General features: G+C 72.5%; 17 protein-coding genes. 7 read left to right on the top strand and 10 right to left on the bottom strand.

What is annotated here, in order from left to right:
• Positions 1–62: 62 nt before the first annotated feature.
• On the top strand, positions 63–548 hold the full coding sequence (locus NEH16_RS02430) for an LNS2 domain-containing protein (protein WP_265538837.1): 486 nt from the start codon (positions 63–65) through the stop codon (positions 546–548).
• Between the two features lie 36 nt (positions 549–584).
• Here the strand turns inward: NEH16_RS02430 and NEH16_RS02425 are convergent, their stop codons facing one another.
• On the bottom strand, positions 585–800 hold the full coding sequence (locus NEH16_RS02425) for a dodecin (protein ID WP_073967229.1): 216 nt from the start codon (positions 798–800) through the stop codon (positions 585–587).
• A gap of 201 nt (positions 801–1,001) precedes the next feature.
• Here NEH16_RS02425 and NEH16_RS02420 point away from each other — a divergent pair, with 201 nt between their 5' ends.
• Positions 1,002–2,258, top strand: coding sequence for an extracellular solute-binding protein (locus NEH16_RS02420; RefSeq protein ID WP_265538834.1), 1,257 nt, complete (start codon positions 1,002–1,004; stop codon positions 2,256–2,258).
• Between the two features lie 57 nt (positions 2,259–2,315).
• On the opposite strand, the gene egtD is transcribed toward NEH16_RS02420, so the two are convergent.
• The 4 genes from egtD to egtA are packed head-to-tail and all read right to left on the bottom strand — an operon-like array spanning position 2,316 to position 6,677.
• Complete coding sequence (egtD, locus tag NEH16_RS02415) at positions 2,316–3,278, bottom strand: L-histidine N(alpha)-methyltransferase (RefSeq protein ID WP_265538832.1); 963 nt, start codon at positions 3,276–3,278, stop codon at positions 2,316–2,318.
• The gene (gene egtC / locus NEH16_RS02410; protein WP_265538830.1) at positions 3,275–4,030 is read right to left on the bottom strand and encodes an ergothioneine biosynthesis protein EgtC; all 756 of its coding nucleotides are present in this window, start codon (positions 4,028–4,030) and stop codon (positions 3,275–3,277) included. The genes egtD and egtC overlap by 4 nt, the downstream gene beginning before the upstream one ends.
• Complete coding sequence (gene egtB, locus NEH16_RS02405) at positions 4,030–5,364, bottom strand: ergothioneine biosynthesis protein EgtB (protein ID WP_265538828.1); 1,335 nt, start codon at positions 5,362–5,364, stop codon at positions 4,030–4,032. Before egtB ends, egtC begins: the two co-directional genes overlap by 1 nt.
• Complete coding sequence (gene egtA / locus NEH16_RS02400) at positions 5,361–6,677, bottom strand: ergothioneine biosynthesis glutamate--cysteine ligase EgtA (RefSeq protein WP_073967224.1); 1,317 nt, start codon at positions 6,675–6,677, stop codon at positions 5,361–5,363. Before egtA ends, egtB begins: the two co-directional genes overlap by 4 nt.
• 147 nt (positions 6,678–6,824) lie before the next feature.
• Between egtA and NEH16_RS02395 the strand changes: the two genes are divergently transcribed.
• Positions 6,825–7,652: a TIGR02452 family protein gene (locus tag NEH16_RS02395; RefSeq protein ID WP_265538825.1), complete on the top strand. Its 828-nt coding sequence runs from the start codon at positions 6,825–6,827 to the stop codon at positions 7,650–7,652.
• A gap of 46 nt (positions 7,653–7,698) precedes the next feature.
• Here the strand turns inward: NEH16_RS02395 and NEH16_RS02390 are convergent, their stop codons facing one another.
• The gene (locus NEH16_RS02390; protein WP_073967222.1) at positions 7,699–8,163 is read right to left on the bottom strand and encodes a type II toxin-antitoxin system PemK/MazF family toxin; all 465 of its coding nucleotides are present in this window, start codon (positions 8,161–8,163) and stop codon (positions 7,699–7,701) included.
• A 129-nt stretch (positions 8,164–8,292) separates the two neighbouring features.
• Between NEH16_RS02390 and NEH16_RS02385 the strand changes: the two genes are divergently transcribed.
• Positions 8,293–8,628 carry a hypothetical protein gene (locus NEH16_RS02385; protein ID WP_073967221.1) on the top strand — a complete coding sequence of 112 codons (336 nt, stop codon included), beginning with the start codon at positions 8,293–8,295 and terminating at the stop codon, positions 8,626–8,628.
• 34 nt (positions 8,629–8,662) lie between these two features.
• Here the strand turns inward: NEH16_RS02385 and trxA are convergent, their stop codons facing one another.
• Entirely contained in the window at positions 8,663–9,049 is a 387-nt protein-coding gene (gene trxA / locus NEH16_RS02380; RefSeq protein ID WP_073967220.1) for a thioredoxin, read from the bottom strand.
• Positions 9,050–9,168: 119 nt separating this feature from the next.
• On the opposite strand from trxA, the gene NEH16_RS02375 reads away from it, so the two are divergent.
• Positions 9,169–10,605 (top strand): dihydrolipoyl dehydrogenase family protein, encoded by a 1,437-nt coding sequence (locus NEH16_RS02375; RefSeq protein WP_265538821.1) that lies wholly within the window; start codon positions 9,169–9,171, stop codon positions 10,603–10,605.
• A 49-nt stretch (positions 10,606–10,654) separates the two neighbouring features.
• On the opposite strand, the gene NEH16_RS02370 is transcribed toward NEH16_RS02375, so the two are convergent.
• Together NEH16_RS02370 and NEH16_RS02365 are read right to left on the bottom strand one after the other, a co-directional pair.
• Positions 10,655–11,533, bottom strand: a complete 879-nt coding sequence (locus NEH16_RS02370) for a glycoside hydrolase family 16 protein (RefSeq protein WP_265538819.1) — start codon at positions 11,531–11,533, stop codon at positions 10,655–10,657.
• Between the two features lie 171 nt (positions 11,534–11,704).
• Positions 11,705–12,307: a histidine phosphatase family protein gene (locus tag NEH16_RS02365; RefSeq protein WP_265538817.1), complete on the bottom strand. Its 603-nt coding sequence runs from the start codon at positions 12,305–12,307 to the stop codon at positions 11,705–11,707.
• Between the two features lie 261 nt (positions 12,308–12,568).
• Here NEH16_RS02365 and NEH16_RS02360 point away from each other — a divergent pair, with 261 nt between their 5' ends.
• Both NEH16_RS02360 and NEH16_RS02355 read left to right on the top strand, forming a co-directional pair.
• Positions 12,569–12,784, top strand: coding sequence for a CbtB domain-containing protein (locus NEH16_RS02360; RefSeq protein ID WP_265538815.1), 216 nt, complete (start codon positions 12,569–12,571; stop codon positions 12,782–12,784).
• 32 nt (positions 12,785–12,816) lie between these two features.
• Positions 12,817–13,587, top strand: a complete 771-nt coding sequence (locus NEH16_RS02355; protein ID WP_265538813.1) for a CbtA family protein — start codon at positions 12,817–12,819, stop codon at positions 13,585–13,587.
• A 56-nt stretch (positions 13,588–13,643) separates the two neighbouring features.
• Here the strand turns inward: NEH16_RS02355 and NEH16_RS02350 are convergent, their stop codons facing one another.
• Entirely contained in the window at positions 13,644–14,138 is a 495-nt protein-coding gene (locus NEH16_RS02350; RefSeq protein ID WP_265538811.1) for a GNAT family N-acetyltransferase, read from the bottom strand.
• Positions 14,139–14,182: the final 44 nt, after the last annotated feature.

The following is a 14,182-nucleotide window of genomic DNA, read 5'->3' as shown; positions in this document are numbered from 1 at the left end:
TCTCCGTGCTCGGTGGTCGTGCCGGTTGGCCGGGCCGGGCCGCCGCTTGGTTTGCTGGCCGCATGAGAAACGACGAACGGCCGGTGGCCGTGTTCGATCTTGACGGTACGCTCGCCGACACCGCGCACCGCCAGCACTTCCTGGAGGGCCGCCGGAACTGGCCCGCCTTCTTCGCCGCCGCCGTGGACGACCCGCCGCTCGACGAGGGCGTACGGCTGGCGCTGAGCAGCGCCGAGGAGTGCGAGATCGTCTACCTCACCGGGCGGCCGGAGCGGTGCCGCAAGGACACCGTGGCCTGGCTGGGCCGTACCGGGCTGCCCGAGGGGCGGCTGCACATGCGGCGCAACGACGACCGCCGACCGGCGCGCCGGACCAAGCTGGAGATCCTGGAGCGGCTCGGCCGCGACCGTACCGTGCGCATACTCGTGGACGACGACGAGCTGGTCTGCGACGCCGCCGAGCTGGCCGGATTCACCGTGGTGCGGGCCCGCTGGACCCCGGCCTCGCCGGCGCTGAAAGAGGCGCAGGAGCGCGAGGGGCGCACCTGAACCGGGCGCGTACGCGCGGGGCGACGGGCCCCCGCGTCACTTCGGGTCGTCGAGCCGGAAGCCCACTTTCAGGCCGACCTGATAGTGCGCGATCCGGCCATTTTCGATCTGCCCGCGCACCTGCGTGATCTCGAACCAGTCGAGATTGTGCAACGTTTCCGAGGCTCTTGCGACACCGTTGCGAATCGCCTCGTCCACCCCCTCCTGGGAGGTTCCTACGATTTCGGTGACGCGATACGTGTGGTTCGACACGGTTTGACTCCTCTCGTCCCTACCAAGGTGCCCTACCTCGGCCCGGTTCGCGAGGGATCGCGGCCATCGCGCGGGTCCGTGACCGCGCTTGACCAAAGTATTGGTCCATACCAAAATCCAGCCACGCCCGTGCGAGCGCAGCCCGCAGTCCCCCACACCGGGTCCGCAAATTTCGTCCTGCCGTTCCGCAGAAGGTGAATCGTGAAAAACCGCATGCTCGTCGGAGCTGTCGCCCTTGTTTCCACTGTTGCGCTGGGTGGCTGCGGCGTGATCCCCGGCACCGGCGGCTCCGACGGCAAGAAGGTGACGATCTGGCTGATGAAGGACAGCGTTACCGCCGACTTCCTGGACCGTTTCAAGAAGTCGTACGAGGACGAGCACTCCTCGGTCGAACTGGAGTTCAAGATCCAGGAATGGGGCGGCATCGGCCCCAAGGTCCTGGAGGCCCTCGCCGGCAAGGAGACCCCCGACGTCATCGAGGTCGGCAACACCCAGGTCGCCCAGTACGCCGAGAGCGGCAACCTGCGCGACCTCACCCTCGAATCCATGCGTGACCTGGGCAGAGAGGACTGGCTGCCCGGTCTCGCCGAGCCGGGGAGCATCGGCGGCGTCCAGTACGGCATCCCGTGGTACGCGGCCAACCGCGTGGTGATCTACAACAAGGACATCTTCGCGGACGCGGGCATCAAGAACCCGCCGAAGACGCGCGCGCAGTGGATCGCCGACACCGGGAAACTGAACCGCGACGGAATCCAGGGCATGTATCTGCCCGGCCAGAACTGGTACGTTCTCGCCGGATTCATCTGGGACGAGGGCGGCCAACTCGCCGACGACCGGGACGGCGACTGGGCGGGCGCTCTCGACACGCCCGCCGCGCTCAAGGGCATGGACTTCTATTCCGAGCTCCAGGCACTGGGCAACGGGCCCAAGGACGCCGACGAGGAAAAGCCCCCGCAGGCCGATGTGTTCGCCGAGGGAAATGTCGCCCAGATCATCTCCACCCCCAGCACGGCGACCCTGATCGAGAAGAAGAACCCCGAACTCAAGGGCAAGCTCGGCTACTTCCCGATTCCCGGCAAGACCGCCAAGGCGCCCGGCTCGGTGTTCACCGGCGGCTCCGACCTCATCGTGCCGCAGAAGTCCAACCAGCGCAGCGCCGCCTACGAGGTCATCAAGGCGCTGGCCGGGGCCAAGTGGCAGGAGGACCTGGCCAAGACGATGAGCTACGTCCCCAACAAGCCCGCCCTGGCCCATGTCATCGAGGGCGAGGAGAGCACCGCCGCGATGGCCGAGGGCGCCACGCGCGGCCACGCCACCCCCAACTCCCCGCAGTGGGCCGCGGTCGAGGCCGACAACCCGATCAAGGCGTACATGACGGCGGTCCTCCAGGGCGGTGACCCGGCGACCGAGGCGAAGACCGCCTCCGACAAGATCACCGCGGTGCTCGCCGGCAGCTGACCCCCGGCGCGGGTACGGGACCGGCCGGCGCCGGCCCCGTACCCGTACCGCGGACGGTCAGTCCACCGTGGACAGGGACAGCGCGAACCTGTCCTCGGAGTCCGTCCACCAGTGGGCCAGACGGAGCCCCGCCGCGGCCAGCTCGCCGCGCACCCCGTCCTCGCGGAACTTCGCGGACACCTCGGTGCGCAGCTCCTCACCCGCCTCGAACGGCACCACCAGATCCAGCTCCGGAATCTTCACCGTCAAGGACCGGCGGGCGCGCAGCCGCATCTCGATCCACTCCTCACGCGGATTCCACCGCGCCACATGCGCGAAGTCCTCCGGCACGAAGTCCGCGCCCAGCTCCCGGTCGACGACCGACAGCACGTTGCGGTTGAACGCCGCCGTCACCCCCGCCGCGTCGTCGTACGCCGCGACCAGCACCTCCTCGTCCTTCACCAGGTCCGTGCCGAGCAGCAGCGTGTCCCCGGGCGCCAGCAGATCGCGTACCGACTTCAGGAACACCGACCGCTCGGCCGGCAGCAGATTGCCGAGGGTGCCGCCGAGGAACGCCACCAGCCGGGGCCCGGGCGTCTCCGGCAGCGTGAGCCCGGCCGTGAAGTCGGCGATCAGCGCGTGCACGGACAGCCCCGGCCGCTCCTTCAGCAGGGCCTCCGCCGCCCCGCGCAACGCGCTCTCGCTGACGTCGACCGGCACGTAACTGTGCAGGTCCGCCAGCGCGTCCAGCAGATGGCGGGTCTTCTCCGACGATCCGGAACCCAGCTCGACCAGGGTGCGGGCGCCGGACGCGGCGGCGATCTCACCGGCCCGGTCGATCAGGATCTCCCGCTCGGCGCGCGTCGGGTAGTACTCGGGGAGCCGGGTGATCTCCTCGAACAGTTCGCTGCCGCGGGCGTCGTAGAACCACTTGGGCGGCAGCGTCTTCGGGCGCCGGGACAGGCCGTGCAGCACATCGGCGCGCAGCGCCGCGTCCGTCGCGTCCTCGGGCAGGGTGCGGGTCAGCAGGAAGGGCTTCACGCTCGGGGCTCCTTCAGCGGGGTCAGCAGGACGTCTCCGGCGGTCGCGGTCAGCAGGGTGCGGTCGGGCACCTCGGACCAGCGGGGATCGTCGTCGTACGGCTCCGAGGCGACGACCGTGTGCCGGCCGGGCTCGGTGAGATGCCACAGGGTGTCGCCCCAGGCGGTGGCCACGAGGGAGCGGCCGTCGGTGAGCAGCAGGTTGAGCCGGGAGCCCGGCGCCGCCTCCGCCACCTCCGGCACGGTGTCCGCCACGGCCTGCGCGAGCGGGTCGCCCGTCGCGAGCCGGTGCCGCACCAGGGCCCAGACCAGGGCGGAGTCGCTGCGCGCCGCGAGCCGCAGCAGCTCGGCCGGGGGCAGGGTCGCCGCCACCGAGGCCATCGAACCGGGCCAGCCCCGCACCGCCCCGTTGTGGCTGAACAGCACCCGGTCCGCGGCGAACGGCGCCGCGGCCGCCTCGCCGTCCGGATCGGCGCCGGTCGCGTCCCGGACCGCGGCGAGCAGGGCGTGGCTGCGGACCACCCGGACCAGGTCGGCGAAGGTCTGGTCGCCCCAGACGGGGCCCTGGCGGCGGTAGCGGCCCGGGACCGGGTCGCCCTCCGCGTACCAGCCGACCCCGAAGCCGTCCGCGTTGACCGTGCCGTGGCGCTGGCGGCGGGGCTCCCAGGACTGCCGTACCAGGGAGTGCGCCGGGCGCGACAGCAGCTCGCCCAGGGCGACCGGCGGCCCCAGGTAGGCGATATGACGGCACATCAGAGATCCCTCGCGGTCCGGAACCCGGAGAAGATCTGCCGCCGGACCGGCAGGTCCCAGTTGCGGAACGTGCCCCGGCAGGCCACCGCGTCCACCGCGAACGAGCCGCCCCGCAGCACCTTGTGCTCCGGGCCGAAGAACACCTCCGAGTACTCGCGGTACGGGAACGGCGTGAACCCCGGATACGGCAGGAAGTCGCTCGCCGTCCACTCCCACACGTCACCGATCAGCTGACCCGCCCCGCACGGCGCCCGCCCGGCCGGATACGCCCCGGCGGGCGCGGGCCGCAGATGGCGCTGCCCCAGATTGGCCCGCTCCGGTGTCGGGTCCTCGTCGCCCCACGGATAGCGGCGCGAGCGCCCGGAGACGGGGTCGTGGCGCGCCGCCTTCTCCCACTCCGCCTCGGTCGGCAGCCTGCGGCCCGCCCAGCGCGCGTACGCGTCGGCCTCGTACCAGCTGACGTGCACCACCGGCTCGTCGTCCGGCACGGGCTCGGTCACCCCGAAGCGCCGCCGCAGCCACTGCCCGGCGTCCCGGTGCCAGAACAGCGGGGCGCGCAGCTCGTGCTCCCGGACCATCGCCCAGCCCTCGGGCGCCCACCACCGCTGCTCGTCGTAGCCGCCGTCCTCGATGAACGCCCGGTACGCGCCGCACGTCACCGGAGCCGTGTCGATGACGAACCCGGGAACGTCCCGCCGGTGTGCCGGGCGTTCGTTGTCCAGGGCCCACGGCTCGGCCGACGTGCCCATCGTGAACGGACCGCCGGGCACCAGGACCTCGGCGGGCAGCGCCAAGGCGTCGTCCGCCGCGCGCGGCGGCTCCGGGGCCGTCAGCGCGGCAGGTCCCGTACGCAGCTGATGCGTGATCAGCATCGTCTCGTCGTGCTGCTGCTCGTGCTGGGCGATCATCCCGAAGGCGAACCCGGCCCTGACCAGCGCGGGTCCGTCCCCGAGCGGCGCGGACTCCAGCACGTCCAGCGCCCTGCCGCGTACCTCGGAGGCGTACGAACGGGCCTCGTCGGGCGCCAGCAGCGGCAGGGTGGGCCGGGTGGCGCGCGGATGCTCGAAGGCGTCGTACAGTCCGTCGATCTCCGGGCGCATCGCCTCCCGCCCCGCCACACCGCGCAGCAGCCACAGCTCCTCCTGGTTGCCGATGTGCGCCAGGTCCCAGACCAGCGGCGACATCAGCGGCGAGTGCTGGGCGGTCAGCTCGTGGTCGTCCACGCTGTCGGTGAGGAGCGCGGTGCGCCTGCGGGCGGTGAGCAGCGCGGCGAGCGCGTGCTCGCGCAGCGCCTCGGCGTCCCCGGCGTGCGGGGGCGCGGGGGATTCGGTCATGACAGGGTCCCCTTCGGATGGGCCGGGCGGCGCGCCCCGCCCGTGGTGAGCAGGTCCCGCAGGTCGTCGGCGGGGCATCTGCCCCGGGCGACATAGCGGTCGTGGAAGCCGGCGACCGCGTCCCGTACCGCGACGCTCGCGCCCAGCCGGGGCAGCGCCTCCAGGGCGAGCCGGAAGCAGAGGTCCGCCGCCTGGCGCAGCTCCGGGTCGGCCAGGCCGTCGCGGGCGGCCGCGGTCCACAGCGGATTGCGCGGAGCGGCGCCCGCCCCGGCCGTCTCGGCGAGCGGCTTCACGGTCCGGTACACCGTCTCCGCGGTTTCCGGGTCGTCGAACAGGGCGGTCGTGACGGCGAGGGGCACGATCCAGCCGTCCTCACCGGGCTGCGCGTCGATCATGCGCAGCTCCAGGTGCCCGCGCGGCCGGGCCGGCGGGAACAGCGTGGTGATGTGGTAGTCCAGGTCGCTCCGGTCCGGGCGTCCGGGCTCTCCGGACCGGATCCAGTCGCGGAACGTGAGCCCGTCCGGCACCTGCCACGGCCCCTCGCCCCGCACGCACAGCACGGGGGTGTCCAGGACGTGCGCGGCCCAGGCGTCCCGGGGCGGCAGCAGCCCGTCGGGGGCCAGTGTCCGCTTCGGATCCAGGTCGGCCCACAGCGCCTGGCGGGTGGACCGCCAGGGCGTCGGCGCGCCCTCCCGGTACGGCGAGTTGGCGAAGGCCGCCACCAGGACGGCGCCCAGCAGGTGGGCCAGCTGCCAGCGCCGCGCGTACCCGAGCGGACCGGGCTCCTCCTCCCCGGCGTCCAGGCAGACCTGGACGGAGGCGGTGGTGCACATCATGGCGCGACCGGCCGGGCCCCACCGGTCGAGGGCCTGCTCCATGGCCTCGTACCGGGGCTCGCGCAGGAGCCGGCGCGGGGTCTGCCAGGGATCGACGCCCAGTCCGGCCGGGGCGAGGCCCAGCCCGCCGAGGGCGGCGCGCACGGCGGTGAGATCGGCGGCGGTGTCCTCGACACACGCCATCAGGGAAGCGGCGGGGCGCGAGCTGAGTTCCAGCTGGCCGCCGGGTTCGAAGGTCAGCGCCGCGCTCAGGGGCAGCGCCCGGACGGCCGTCGCGGCCGCCTCCAGCAGCTCGGGCGGGACGGTGCGACGCGGTTGGTCGCGGTCGTGCAGGAGCCATTCCAGCTCGACGCCCACCGTGCGCGGCGGCCCCGTCTTGAAACAGATGCCGCGCAGTAAATCCTCCGCCTCGCCCTCACCGAGGGGCGGGGCCTGACCGGGTGGCGGACCATGGCCGCCGGGTGTCTCGGATGACATGCCGGGCCTCCTTGTTCCGGTGCGTCCGTCCTACCCAAACCGCTGCTGAGGCATCGCACAAGAGCGCCTTCTTCGCCGGAAATTCGATTGCGTGTCCGGGAGAAGAACGCCGATCATGCCCCGTATGCACCATAAGGGGGAGGGCTCATGAGCGCCCGGCTGCGCGGAATCGCGCGCGAAACGGAGGCCATCGTCCGGGCGGGTTCCTACCGCGCCGGAAACGGCCGCGACATCAGCATCGAGAAGGGTGTGGCGGCCGCCCTCGCGGGTACGCGGCTGTACGGCCCCGAGCCGGTGGAGGCCGTCCCCGACCGGGACCGGACCCCGGTCATCGAGGTCACCGGCGAGAGCAGCCTCCAGGCGGCCGCCCGGATGACCCGCGAACGCCCCGGCGAGGTCGCCGTCCTGAACTACGCCTCCGCCCGCAACCCCGGCGGCGGCTTCCTGAACGGCGCCCAGGCGCAGGAGGAGGCCCTGTGCCGAAGCTCCGCGCTGTACGCCACGCTGCTGCGGGCGCCCGGCTTCTACGCCCACCACCGCGGCGAACGCGACGCGTTCTACACCGACCGGGTCATCCACTCGCCGGGTGTGCCGGTCTTCCGCGACGACCGCGGCCGGCTGCTCGACGCCCCGTACACGGCCGGTTTCCTCACCTCGCCGGCCCCCAACGCCGGGGTCATCCGCGCCCGGACCCCGCAGGAGGCACACCGCATCCCGGCCGTACTGGCCGCCCGGGCCGAACGGGTGCTGGAGGTCGCGACGGTGGGCGGCTACCGCAGGCTGGTCCTGGGCGCCTGGGGCTGCGGCGTCTTCCGCAACGACCCGGCGGAGGTGGCGGGCGCCTTCCGCGCGCTGCTCACCGGGGAGGGCCGCTTCGCGGGCCACTTCGAGGAGGTCGTCTTCGGCATCCTCGGCCGCGACGAGGATGCGCCCACCCGGGTGGCATTCGACCGGGTGTTCGCCGACCGGGGGTGACCCTCACCCTCAGGTCGAGGGTGAGGGTCGGGCCCGGCGGGAGCCCTCACGCCCAGCCGTAACGCTCCCTCAGCCGCCCGGCGACCAGGTCGAACCTGGCCCGGTCCAGGGCGCACGCCTCGCGCCGCATCCCGTCCTCATGGACCCGCAGGACCCGGTCCAGGTCCACCCAGGACGGACGCCCCGAGCTGTCCCAGGGGCCCGCGCCCAGCGCCACCCACTCCCGGTCCATGTCGTGCTGCTTGCTGGAGAGCTGCACGGCCAGCAGCGTGCCCTTCGCCTCCCGCGCCACGACCAGGACCGGCCGGTCCTTGCCGCGCCCGTCGTTCTCCTCGAACGGCACCCAGGTCCAGACGATCTCCCCGGGGTCGGGCGCGCCGTCCCGGTCGGGGGCGTACGAGGTGCGGACCGGGCCCACCTCGCGCGGATCGGCCTCGGCGGTGGCCGTGGAACCGGTCCGGCCCGGGAAGGCGGCCGGCTCGTCGTAACTGTCGCGGTGCTGGATCGTCATCGCCACACCCTAGGCGGTCCGCCCGGACAGCCTGAGCGCCGGTGTGTCGCGACGGTCCGGAAGGCTGCCCGGCGCCATGAGTCAGTCACCCCGACGACGTGCGCGGCGCACCGCCCAGGCCCTAGCGTCATGACCATGAGCGATCCGCAGAGCTACGAAATCCTCATCGTCCCCGAATACACCGACGACAAGGCCCCCGCGGCCGGGGAAGGCGCGACGGGGGCCAGCGTCAGGGGCGCGGCGGCCAGGGGCTCCGACGGCGGGGGGCCGGGCGCCGCCATCCGGTCGGCCGTGGTCACCGCCACGGGTGAGACGGGCGAGACCGGCTACCCCCGGTACGCAGGCGACGGCATGGTGGCCGACATCGACCCCAGGACCAAGGCCGTCGAGGGCCTGCTCGTCGACGGCTCGGAACTCGCGTACGGGCTCTCGGCCCGGGTCGCGGAGCGCGGCACGGACACCTGAGGCCGCCCTGCCGTGAAAGGGAGGGGCGGCGGCCCTACTGCTGCCCCTCCGCCTTGCCCTTCTGCTGCTCGGCCTCGACGGCCTTGCGGACCTCGTCCATGTCCAGGTTCCTGGCCTGGCCGATGACGTCCTCCAGGGCCGCCTCCGGCAGCGCGCCGGGCTGCGCGAAGACCGCCACGTTGTCCCGGACGATCATCAGCGTGGGGATCGACCGGATGTCGAAGGCCGCCGCCAGCTCCTGCTGCGCCTCCGTGTCGACCTTGGCGAAGACCAGGTCCGCGTGGCGCTCGGACGCCGCGTCGTACACCGGGGCGAACTGCCGGCACGGGCCGCACCAGGAAGCCCAGAAGTCGATCAGGACGAACTCGTTGTCGCTGACGACCTGGTCGAAGTTTTCCTTGGTGAGCTCTACGGTGCTCATGCGTTGCTCCCTCTTCCTGTGCCCGTATGAGACGTGTCCGGGTCAACGGTGCCCGTTCTCGTGCTATTCCGTGCCTGCCCATGTGGCCGACGCCCACACCCCCCGCCAGAATGGGGCGCATGACACATGCAGCGGAGCCTGTCGCGTACGACGTCGTGGTCATCGGAGCCGGTCCGGTGGGAGAGAACGTGGCCGACCGGGCCCGGGCCGCCGGGCTGACCACCGCCGTGGTCGAGTCGGAACTGATCGGCGGCGAGTGCTCCTACTGGGCGTGCATGCCGAGCAAGGCGCTCCTGCGCCCCGTCGTCGCCCGCGCCGACGCCCGCCGCGTCCCCGGACTGAGCGGCGCCGTCCAGGGACCGCTGGACGCCGCCGCCGTCCTCGCCCACCGCGACGAGTACACCTCGCACTGGAAGGACGACGGCCAGGCCGCCTGGCTCGACGGGATCGGCGCCGACATCTTCCGTGGCCACGGCCGGCTGACCGGTCCCAAGCAGGTCACCGTCACCGCGCCGGACGGCACCGAACACCGGCTCACCGCCCGGCACGCCGTCGCCGTCTGCACGGGCAGCAGGGCCGTGGTCCCCGGCCTCCCCGGCATCGAGGACGCCCGCCCCTGGACCAGCCGCGAGGCGACGAGCGCCAAGGAGGTCCCCGGCCGGCTCGTCGTGGTCGGCGGGGGAGTCGTCGGTGTGGAGATGGCCACCGTGTGGAACGCGCTCGGTGCGAAGGTCACCATGCTCGTACGCGGCGAGGGGCTCCTGCCCCGCATGGAGCCGTTCGCCGGTGAGCTGGTCGCCGAGGCGCTGACCGAGGCCGGAGCGGACATCCGTACGGGCGTCTCGGCCACCGCCGTACGCCGCGCGGGTGGCGGAGGACCGGTCACCGTGGAACTCGACAACGGCGAGAGCGTGGAGGCCGACGAGGTCCTCTTCGCCACCGGCCGCGCCCCGCGCACCGACGACCTGGGCCTGGAGACGGTCGGCCTGGAACCCGGCTCCTGGCTCACCGTGGACGACACCTGCCTGGTCGAGGGCACGGACTGGCTCTACGCGGCCGGCGACGTCAACCACCGCGCGCTCCTGACCCACCAGGGCAAGTACCAGGCCCGCATCACGGGCGACGCGATCGGTGCCCGCGCGCAGGGCAAGCCGCTGGACACCGCCCGCTGGGGCGCCCACGCGGCGACCGCCGACCACGCGGCCGTCCCGCAGGTCGTCTTCACCGACCCGGAGGCCGCGTCGGTGGGCCTCTCCCTGGCCGAGGCGGAACAGGCCGGCCACCGGGTCCGCGCCGTCGACTACGACCTCGCATCCGTGGCCGGGTCCGGCCTGTACGCGGACGGCTACAAGGGCCGCGCCCGCATGGTCGTGGACCTCGACCGCGAAGTCCTGCTGGGCGTCACCTTCGTCGGCCCCGGCATCGGTGAACTGCTCCACTCGGCGACGATGGCGGTCGCGGGGGAGATCCCCGTCGCCCGCCTGTGGCATGCGGTCCCGTCGTACCCGACGATCAGCGAGGTGTGGCTGAGGCTGCTGGAGACGTACCGGGGGTAGGGATGATCCGCAGGTCCCGCCGGGCGACGGCCCGGCGGGACCTGCGCGATCAGGCCGGAGGCGCGCTGTCGCTGGTGGTGACGCGGACGTGGTCGACGACGAGTTCGCTGGGGAAGGCGGTGTTGCCGTCGGGGTCGCCGGGCCAGTAGCCGCCGACCGCCAGGTTGAGGATGAGGAAGAAGGGCTTGTTGAAGGCCCAGGCGTTGCCGTTGGTGTCGGCCGGGGTGCGGTGCTGGTAGACGTTTCCGTCGACCGACCAGGTGATGGAGTCGGGGGCCCAGTCGATGGCGAAGGTGTGGAAGTCGTCGGCGAATGCCTGACCGTCGGGCAGGGTGTAGCCGGCGCCGATGCCGCCGGAGCCGGAGTAGCCCGGTCCGTGCAGGGTGCCGTGGACGGTGGAGGGCTCGAAGCCGACGTTCTCCATGATGTCGATCTCACCGGAGTTGGGCCAGCCGACCTGCCCGATGTCGTCGCCGAGCATCCAGAAGGCGGGCCACATGCCCTGTCCGCGCGGGATCTTCATGCGCGCCTCGACATGCCCGTAGGTCTGGGTGAACTTGCCCGAGGTGTTCAGCCGTGCCGAGGTGTACTCGCAAGTGCCGTACCAGCACTGGTAGTTGGAGGGGTTCTCCTTGCGGGCGGTGATGACCAGGTGGCCCTGGCCGTCGAGTGCGGCGTTGTTGTTGCCGGAGGTGTAGTACTGCCGCTCGTGGTTGTCGACGTTGTCACCGGTCTCGATCTGCCATTTGCTGCCGTCCACGGCCGAACCGGCCGGTCCGTCGAACTCGTCGGAGAACGTCGTCGCGGCGGCGGAGACCCTTTCCGGTTGCCTGGGGGCGCCCGACGCGAGGCCGGACGTGGTGGCGACCAGGGCGAGAACCGAGAGAGCGGGGACCAGGAGACGCCTGGTCAGGTGGGGGGAGTTCATGAACGTTCCTTCCCGTGCGGGACGGGGACATGCGATGCGTCATGCATATGACAAGTGGGGGCATGACCATCGCGTGGGGGATGATGGTGCTTTAGTTCACTACGTGATTTAAGAAGTGAACCATCGGGGTGTCAAGGCTCCGGTACGGACGACAGTTCTTGCACGTCCGGCTCAGGGCGCCCCCCGGTCCGCTGCCCGCTCGCCGGGCCCACCGGCGAGCGGGCGTCCGACGCGGAGGTTCCAGCGCCCCGAGCGGCCGGTCAGCTCCGTCAGAGCGAGCGGGGCGACGTCGAGGCGCCAGAACGCCTGCGGAGGCAGCGCCAGCGCGTGGACCACGGCCGCGCGTACCAGGGACGGTTCGGTGACGGCCTGCACCCGGCCCTCACCGCTCAGCGAGTCGAGCCAGGCCCCCGCCCTGGCGCACAGGGCGAGCAGCGACTCGCCGCCGTGCGGGGCGGCGGACGGGTCGGCCAGCCAGGCCGCCACCCCCTCCGGCTCCCGCGCGCTCACCTCGTCCAGCCGGGCCCCCGACCACCGCCCCAACTCCCAGTCCTGCAAAGCGGGTTCCTCCGTCGAGCGCAGACCCAGCGCCTCCGCCGTCCGGAGGCACCGCTCGGACGGCCCGTGCACCGCCCGGTCCGCGTCCGGGACGTGCGGCGCGGCCAGCCGGGCGGCCCGCACGCCCGACGCGTCGAGCGCGGCGTCACCGGCGAACCGGGCCTCGCGCAGCCCCGCGTTCATCGCCGGTGAGATCAACATCACCCGTACCGTCATGACCACCCTCAACTCCCGGAACATCGGCCCCACGGCCAAGCACACCATGGCATCCGGGCCCCGCGGACGGCTTGTAAGGGGCATGGCGGCGCCCGGTGTCCAGGGGGTATGGTCGCGGCGACATGACGAGGGTGTGACGGAAGTCCGGTGAGAATCCGGCACGGTCGCGCCACTGTGTACCCGCGCACGCGGGAAGTCAGACCCAGCACCTTCGTCTCAGGCACCACGATCGGGACGCGTGTTCCCACAGGAGGTTCTGCCATGGCGCAGACTGCTGCCCCCGCCACCGGCGCATCCGCCGTCACCCCCATCTCCCTGAAGGCCATCGCCCCTTGGGCGGTCTTCTTCGGCATCCTCATGCTGGTCCTGCTCTACTTCGTCGGCGCCGAGCAGGGCGCCACGGCCGTCATCTCGGGCGAAGGCGTCCACGAGTGGGTCCACGACGGGCGCCACCTCCTCGGGTTCCCCTGCCACTGAACGTCCTACCGGCTGATCCAGGGGAATCCCACATGAACTCCATATCCGTCAGAGCCCTGTTGGTCCGCGGCATGCTGGCCGGCCTGGTCGCGGGCGCGCTCGCTCTGGTCGTCGCCTACTTCCTCGGTGAATCCCGCGTGGACGCGGCCATCGCGCTCGAAGAGGCGGCCCACAGCGCGCACGGCCACGACCACGGTGCCGGCGAGGAACTCGTCAGCCGCGGCATGCAGTCCACCGCGGGCCTGGCCACCGGTGTGCTCGTCTTCGGCGTCGCGGTCGGCGGCATCGCCGCGCTCGTCTTCTGCTACGCGCTGGGCCGCATGGGCCGGTTCGGGCCGAGGGCCACGGCCGCGCTGATCGCGGGTGCCGCGCTGCTGAGCGTGTACCTCGTGCCGTTCCTGAAGTACCCGGCCAACCCGCCGGCCGTCGGCAACCCCGACACCATCGGCAAACGCACCGCGCTGTTCTTCCTCATGGTCGCCCTCAGTGTGCTGCTCGCGGTCGCCGCCGTCATCGTCGGCAAGCGGCTGGCCCCCCGCCTGGGCAACTGGAACGCGACGGTCGCCGCAGCGGCCGGTTACGTCCTGCTGATCGCCCTCGCCTATGTGTTCCTGCCCTCGTTCAACGAGGTCGGCAAGGACTTCCCGGCCACGCTGCTGTGGCAGTTCCGGCTGGCCACGCTCGCGGTGCAGGCCACGCTGTGGACCACCTTCGGCCTGGTCTTCGGCCACCTCACCGAACGGCTGCTGGTGCCGAGGACCGACGCGCTCGCGGGCGGCCGGACGGCTGCCGCCCTGGGCTGACGCCCGCCGCAACGGTTCGAGCCCGCCGGGTGGCCACCGGCGGGCTCCGCCCGTTGCTACGCCGCCCACTCGGCCAGGTAGTACTTCAGCGAGGCGTCCTCACCCACGAGGCGCATCCCGGCCGCCGTCATGACGCGCTGCGAGGGGACGTTGTCCGCGTCGGCGTCCCCGCGCACCCGGGCGACGCCCTGTTCCCTGGCGAACCGGAGCAGCGCCCGGAGCGCCTCGGAGGCGTAGCCCCGTCCGCGCGCCGACTCCACCAGCCCGTAGCCGATGGTCACACCGCCCCGGTCGTCGGGCGCGCCGTGGAAGCCGATGCCACCGATGACCAGGCCGTCGGTGCGGAGCCGTATCCCGTACGAGCAGAACGGGCTGGGATCACCGGTGTCCGCGCAGGTCGCGAGGTAGCGCGAGGCGGCCCCCCGCTCACCGGGGGAGGGGTAGCCGGGCGCCCAGCGCGCCCCGGCCGGGGGCGAACCGGCGGCGACGTGCTCGGCGTCGGCGGGGGTCATCGGGTGCAGGACCAGACGCGGCGTCTCAAGATCGGTCATGGTCCTGTGGAGTATCACGCGGCCGTGGCTCCAGGCACCCGAAA

The organism is Streptomyces drozdowiczii (assembly GCF_026167665.1).
GTDB classification, from domain to species: domain Bacteria; phylum Actinomycetota; class Actinomycetes; order Streptomycetales; family Streptomycetaceae; genus Streptomyces; species Streptomyces drozdowiczii_A.
This window is presented reverse-complemented; position numbering and strand designations above follow the sequence as displayed.

What these genes read in the sequence shown, in the direction of transcription:
- NEH16_RS02430 (WP_265538837.1), top strand. Translation starts at nt 63, where the DNA reads ATGAGAAACGACGAACGGCCGGTGGCCGTGTTCGATCTTGACGGTACG.
- egtC (WP_265538830.1), bottom strand. Translation starts at nt 4,030, where the DNA reads ATGTGCCGTCATATCGCCTACCTGGGGCCGCCGGTCGCCCTGGGCGAG.
- NEH16_RS02355 (WP_265538813.1), top strand. Translation starts at nt 12,817, where the DNA reads ATGAACTCCATATCCGTCAGAGCCCTGTTGGTCCGCGGCATGCTGGCC.
- NEH16_RS02370 (WP_265538819.1), bottom strand. Translation starts at nt 11,533, where the DNA reads ATGAACTCCCCCCACCTGACCAGGCGTCTCCTGGTCCCCGCTCTCTCG.
- NEH16_RS02365 (WP_265538817.1), bottom strand. Translation starts at nt 12,307, where the DNA reads ATGACGGTACGGGTGATGTTGATCTCACCGGCGATGAACGCGGGGCTG.
- egtB (WP_265538828.1), bottom strand. Translation starts at nt 5,364, where the DNA reads ATGACCGAATCCCCCGCGCCCCCGCACGCCGGGGACGCCGAGGCGCTG.
- NEH16_RS02395 (WP_265538825.1), top strand. Translation starts at nt 6,825, where the DNA reads ATGAGCGCCCGGCTGCGCGGAATCGCGCGCGAAACGGAGGCCATCGTC.
- NEH16_RS02375 (WP_265538821.1), top strand. Translation starts at nt 9,169, where the DNA reads ATGACACATGCAGCGGAGCCTGTCGCGTACGACGTCGTGGTCATCGGA.
- trxA (WP_073967220.1), bottom strand. Translation starts at nt 9,049, where the DNA reads ATGAGCACCGTAGAGCTCACCAAGGAAAACTTCGACCAGGTCGTCAGC.
- NEH16_RS02390 (WP_073967222.1), bottom strand. Translation starts at nt 8,163, where the DNA reads ATGACGATCCAGCACCGCGACAGTTACGACGAGCCGGCCGCCTTCCCG.
- NEH16_RS02360 (WP_265538815.1), top strand. Translation starts at nt 12,569, where the DNA reads ATGGCGCAGACTGCTGCCCCCGCCACCGGCGCATCCGCCGTCACCCCC.
- NEH16_RS02385 (WP_073967221.1), top strand. Translation starts at nt 8,293, where the DNA reads ATGACCATGAGCGATCCGCAGAGCTACGAAATCCTCATCGTCCCCGAA.
- NEH16_RS02350 (WP_265538811.1), bottom strand. Translation starts at nt 14,138, where the DNA reads ATGACCGATCTTGAGACGCCGCGTCTGGTCCTGCACCCGATGACCCCC.
- egtA (WP_073967224.1), bottom strand. Translation starts at nt 6,677, where the DNA reads ATGTCATCCGAGACACCCGGCGGCCATGGTCCGCCACCCGGTCAGGCC.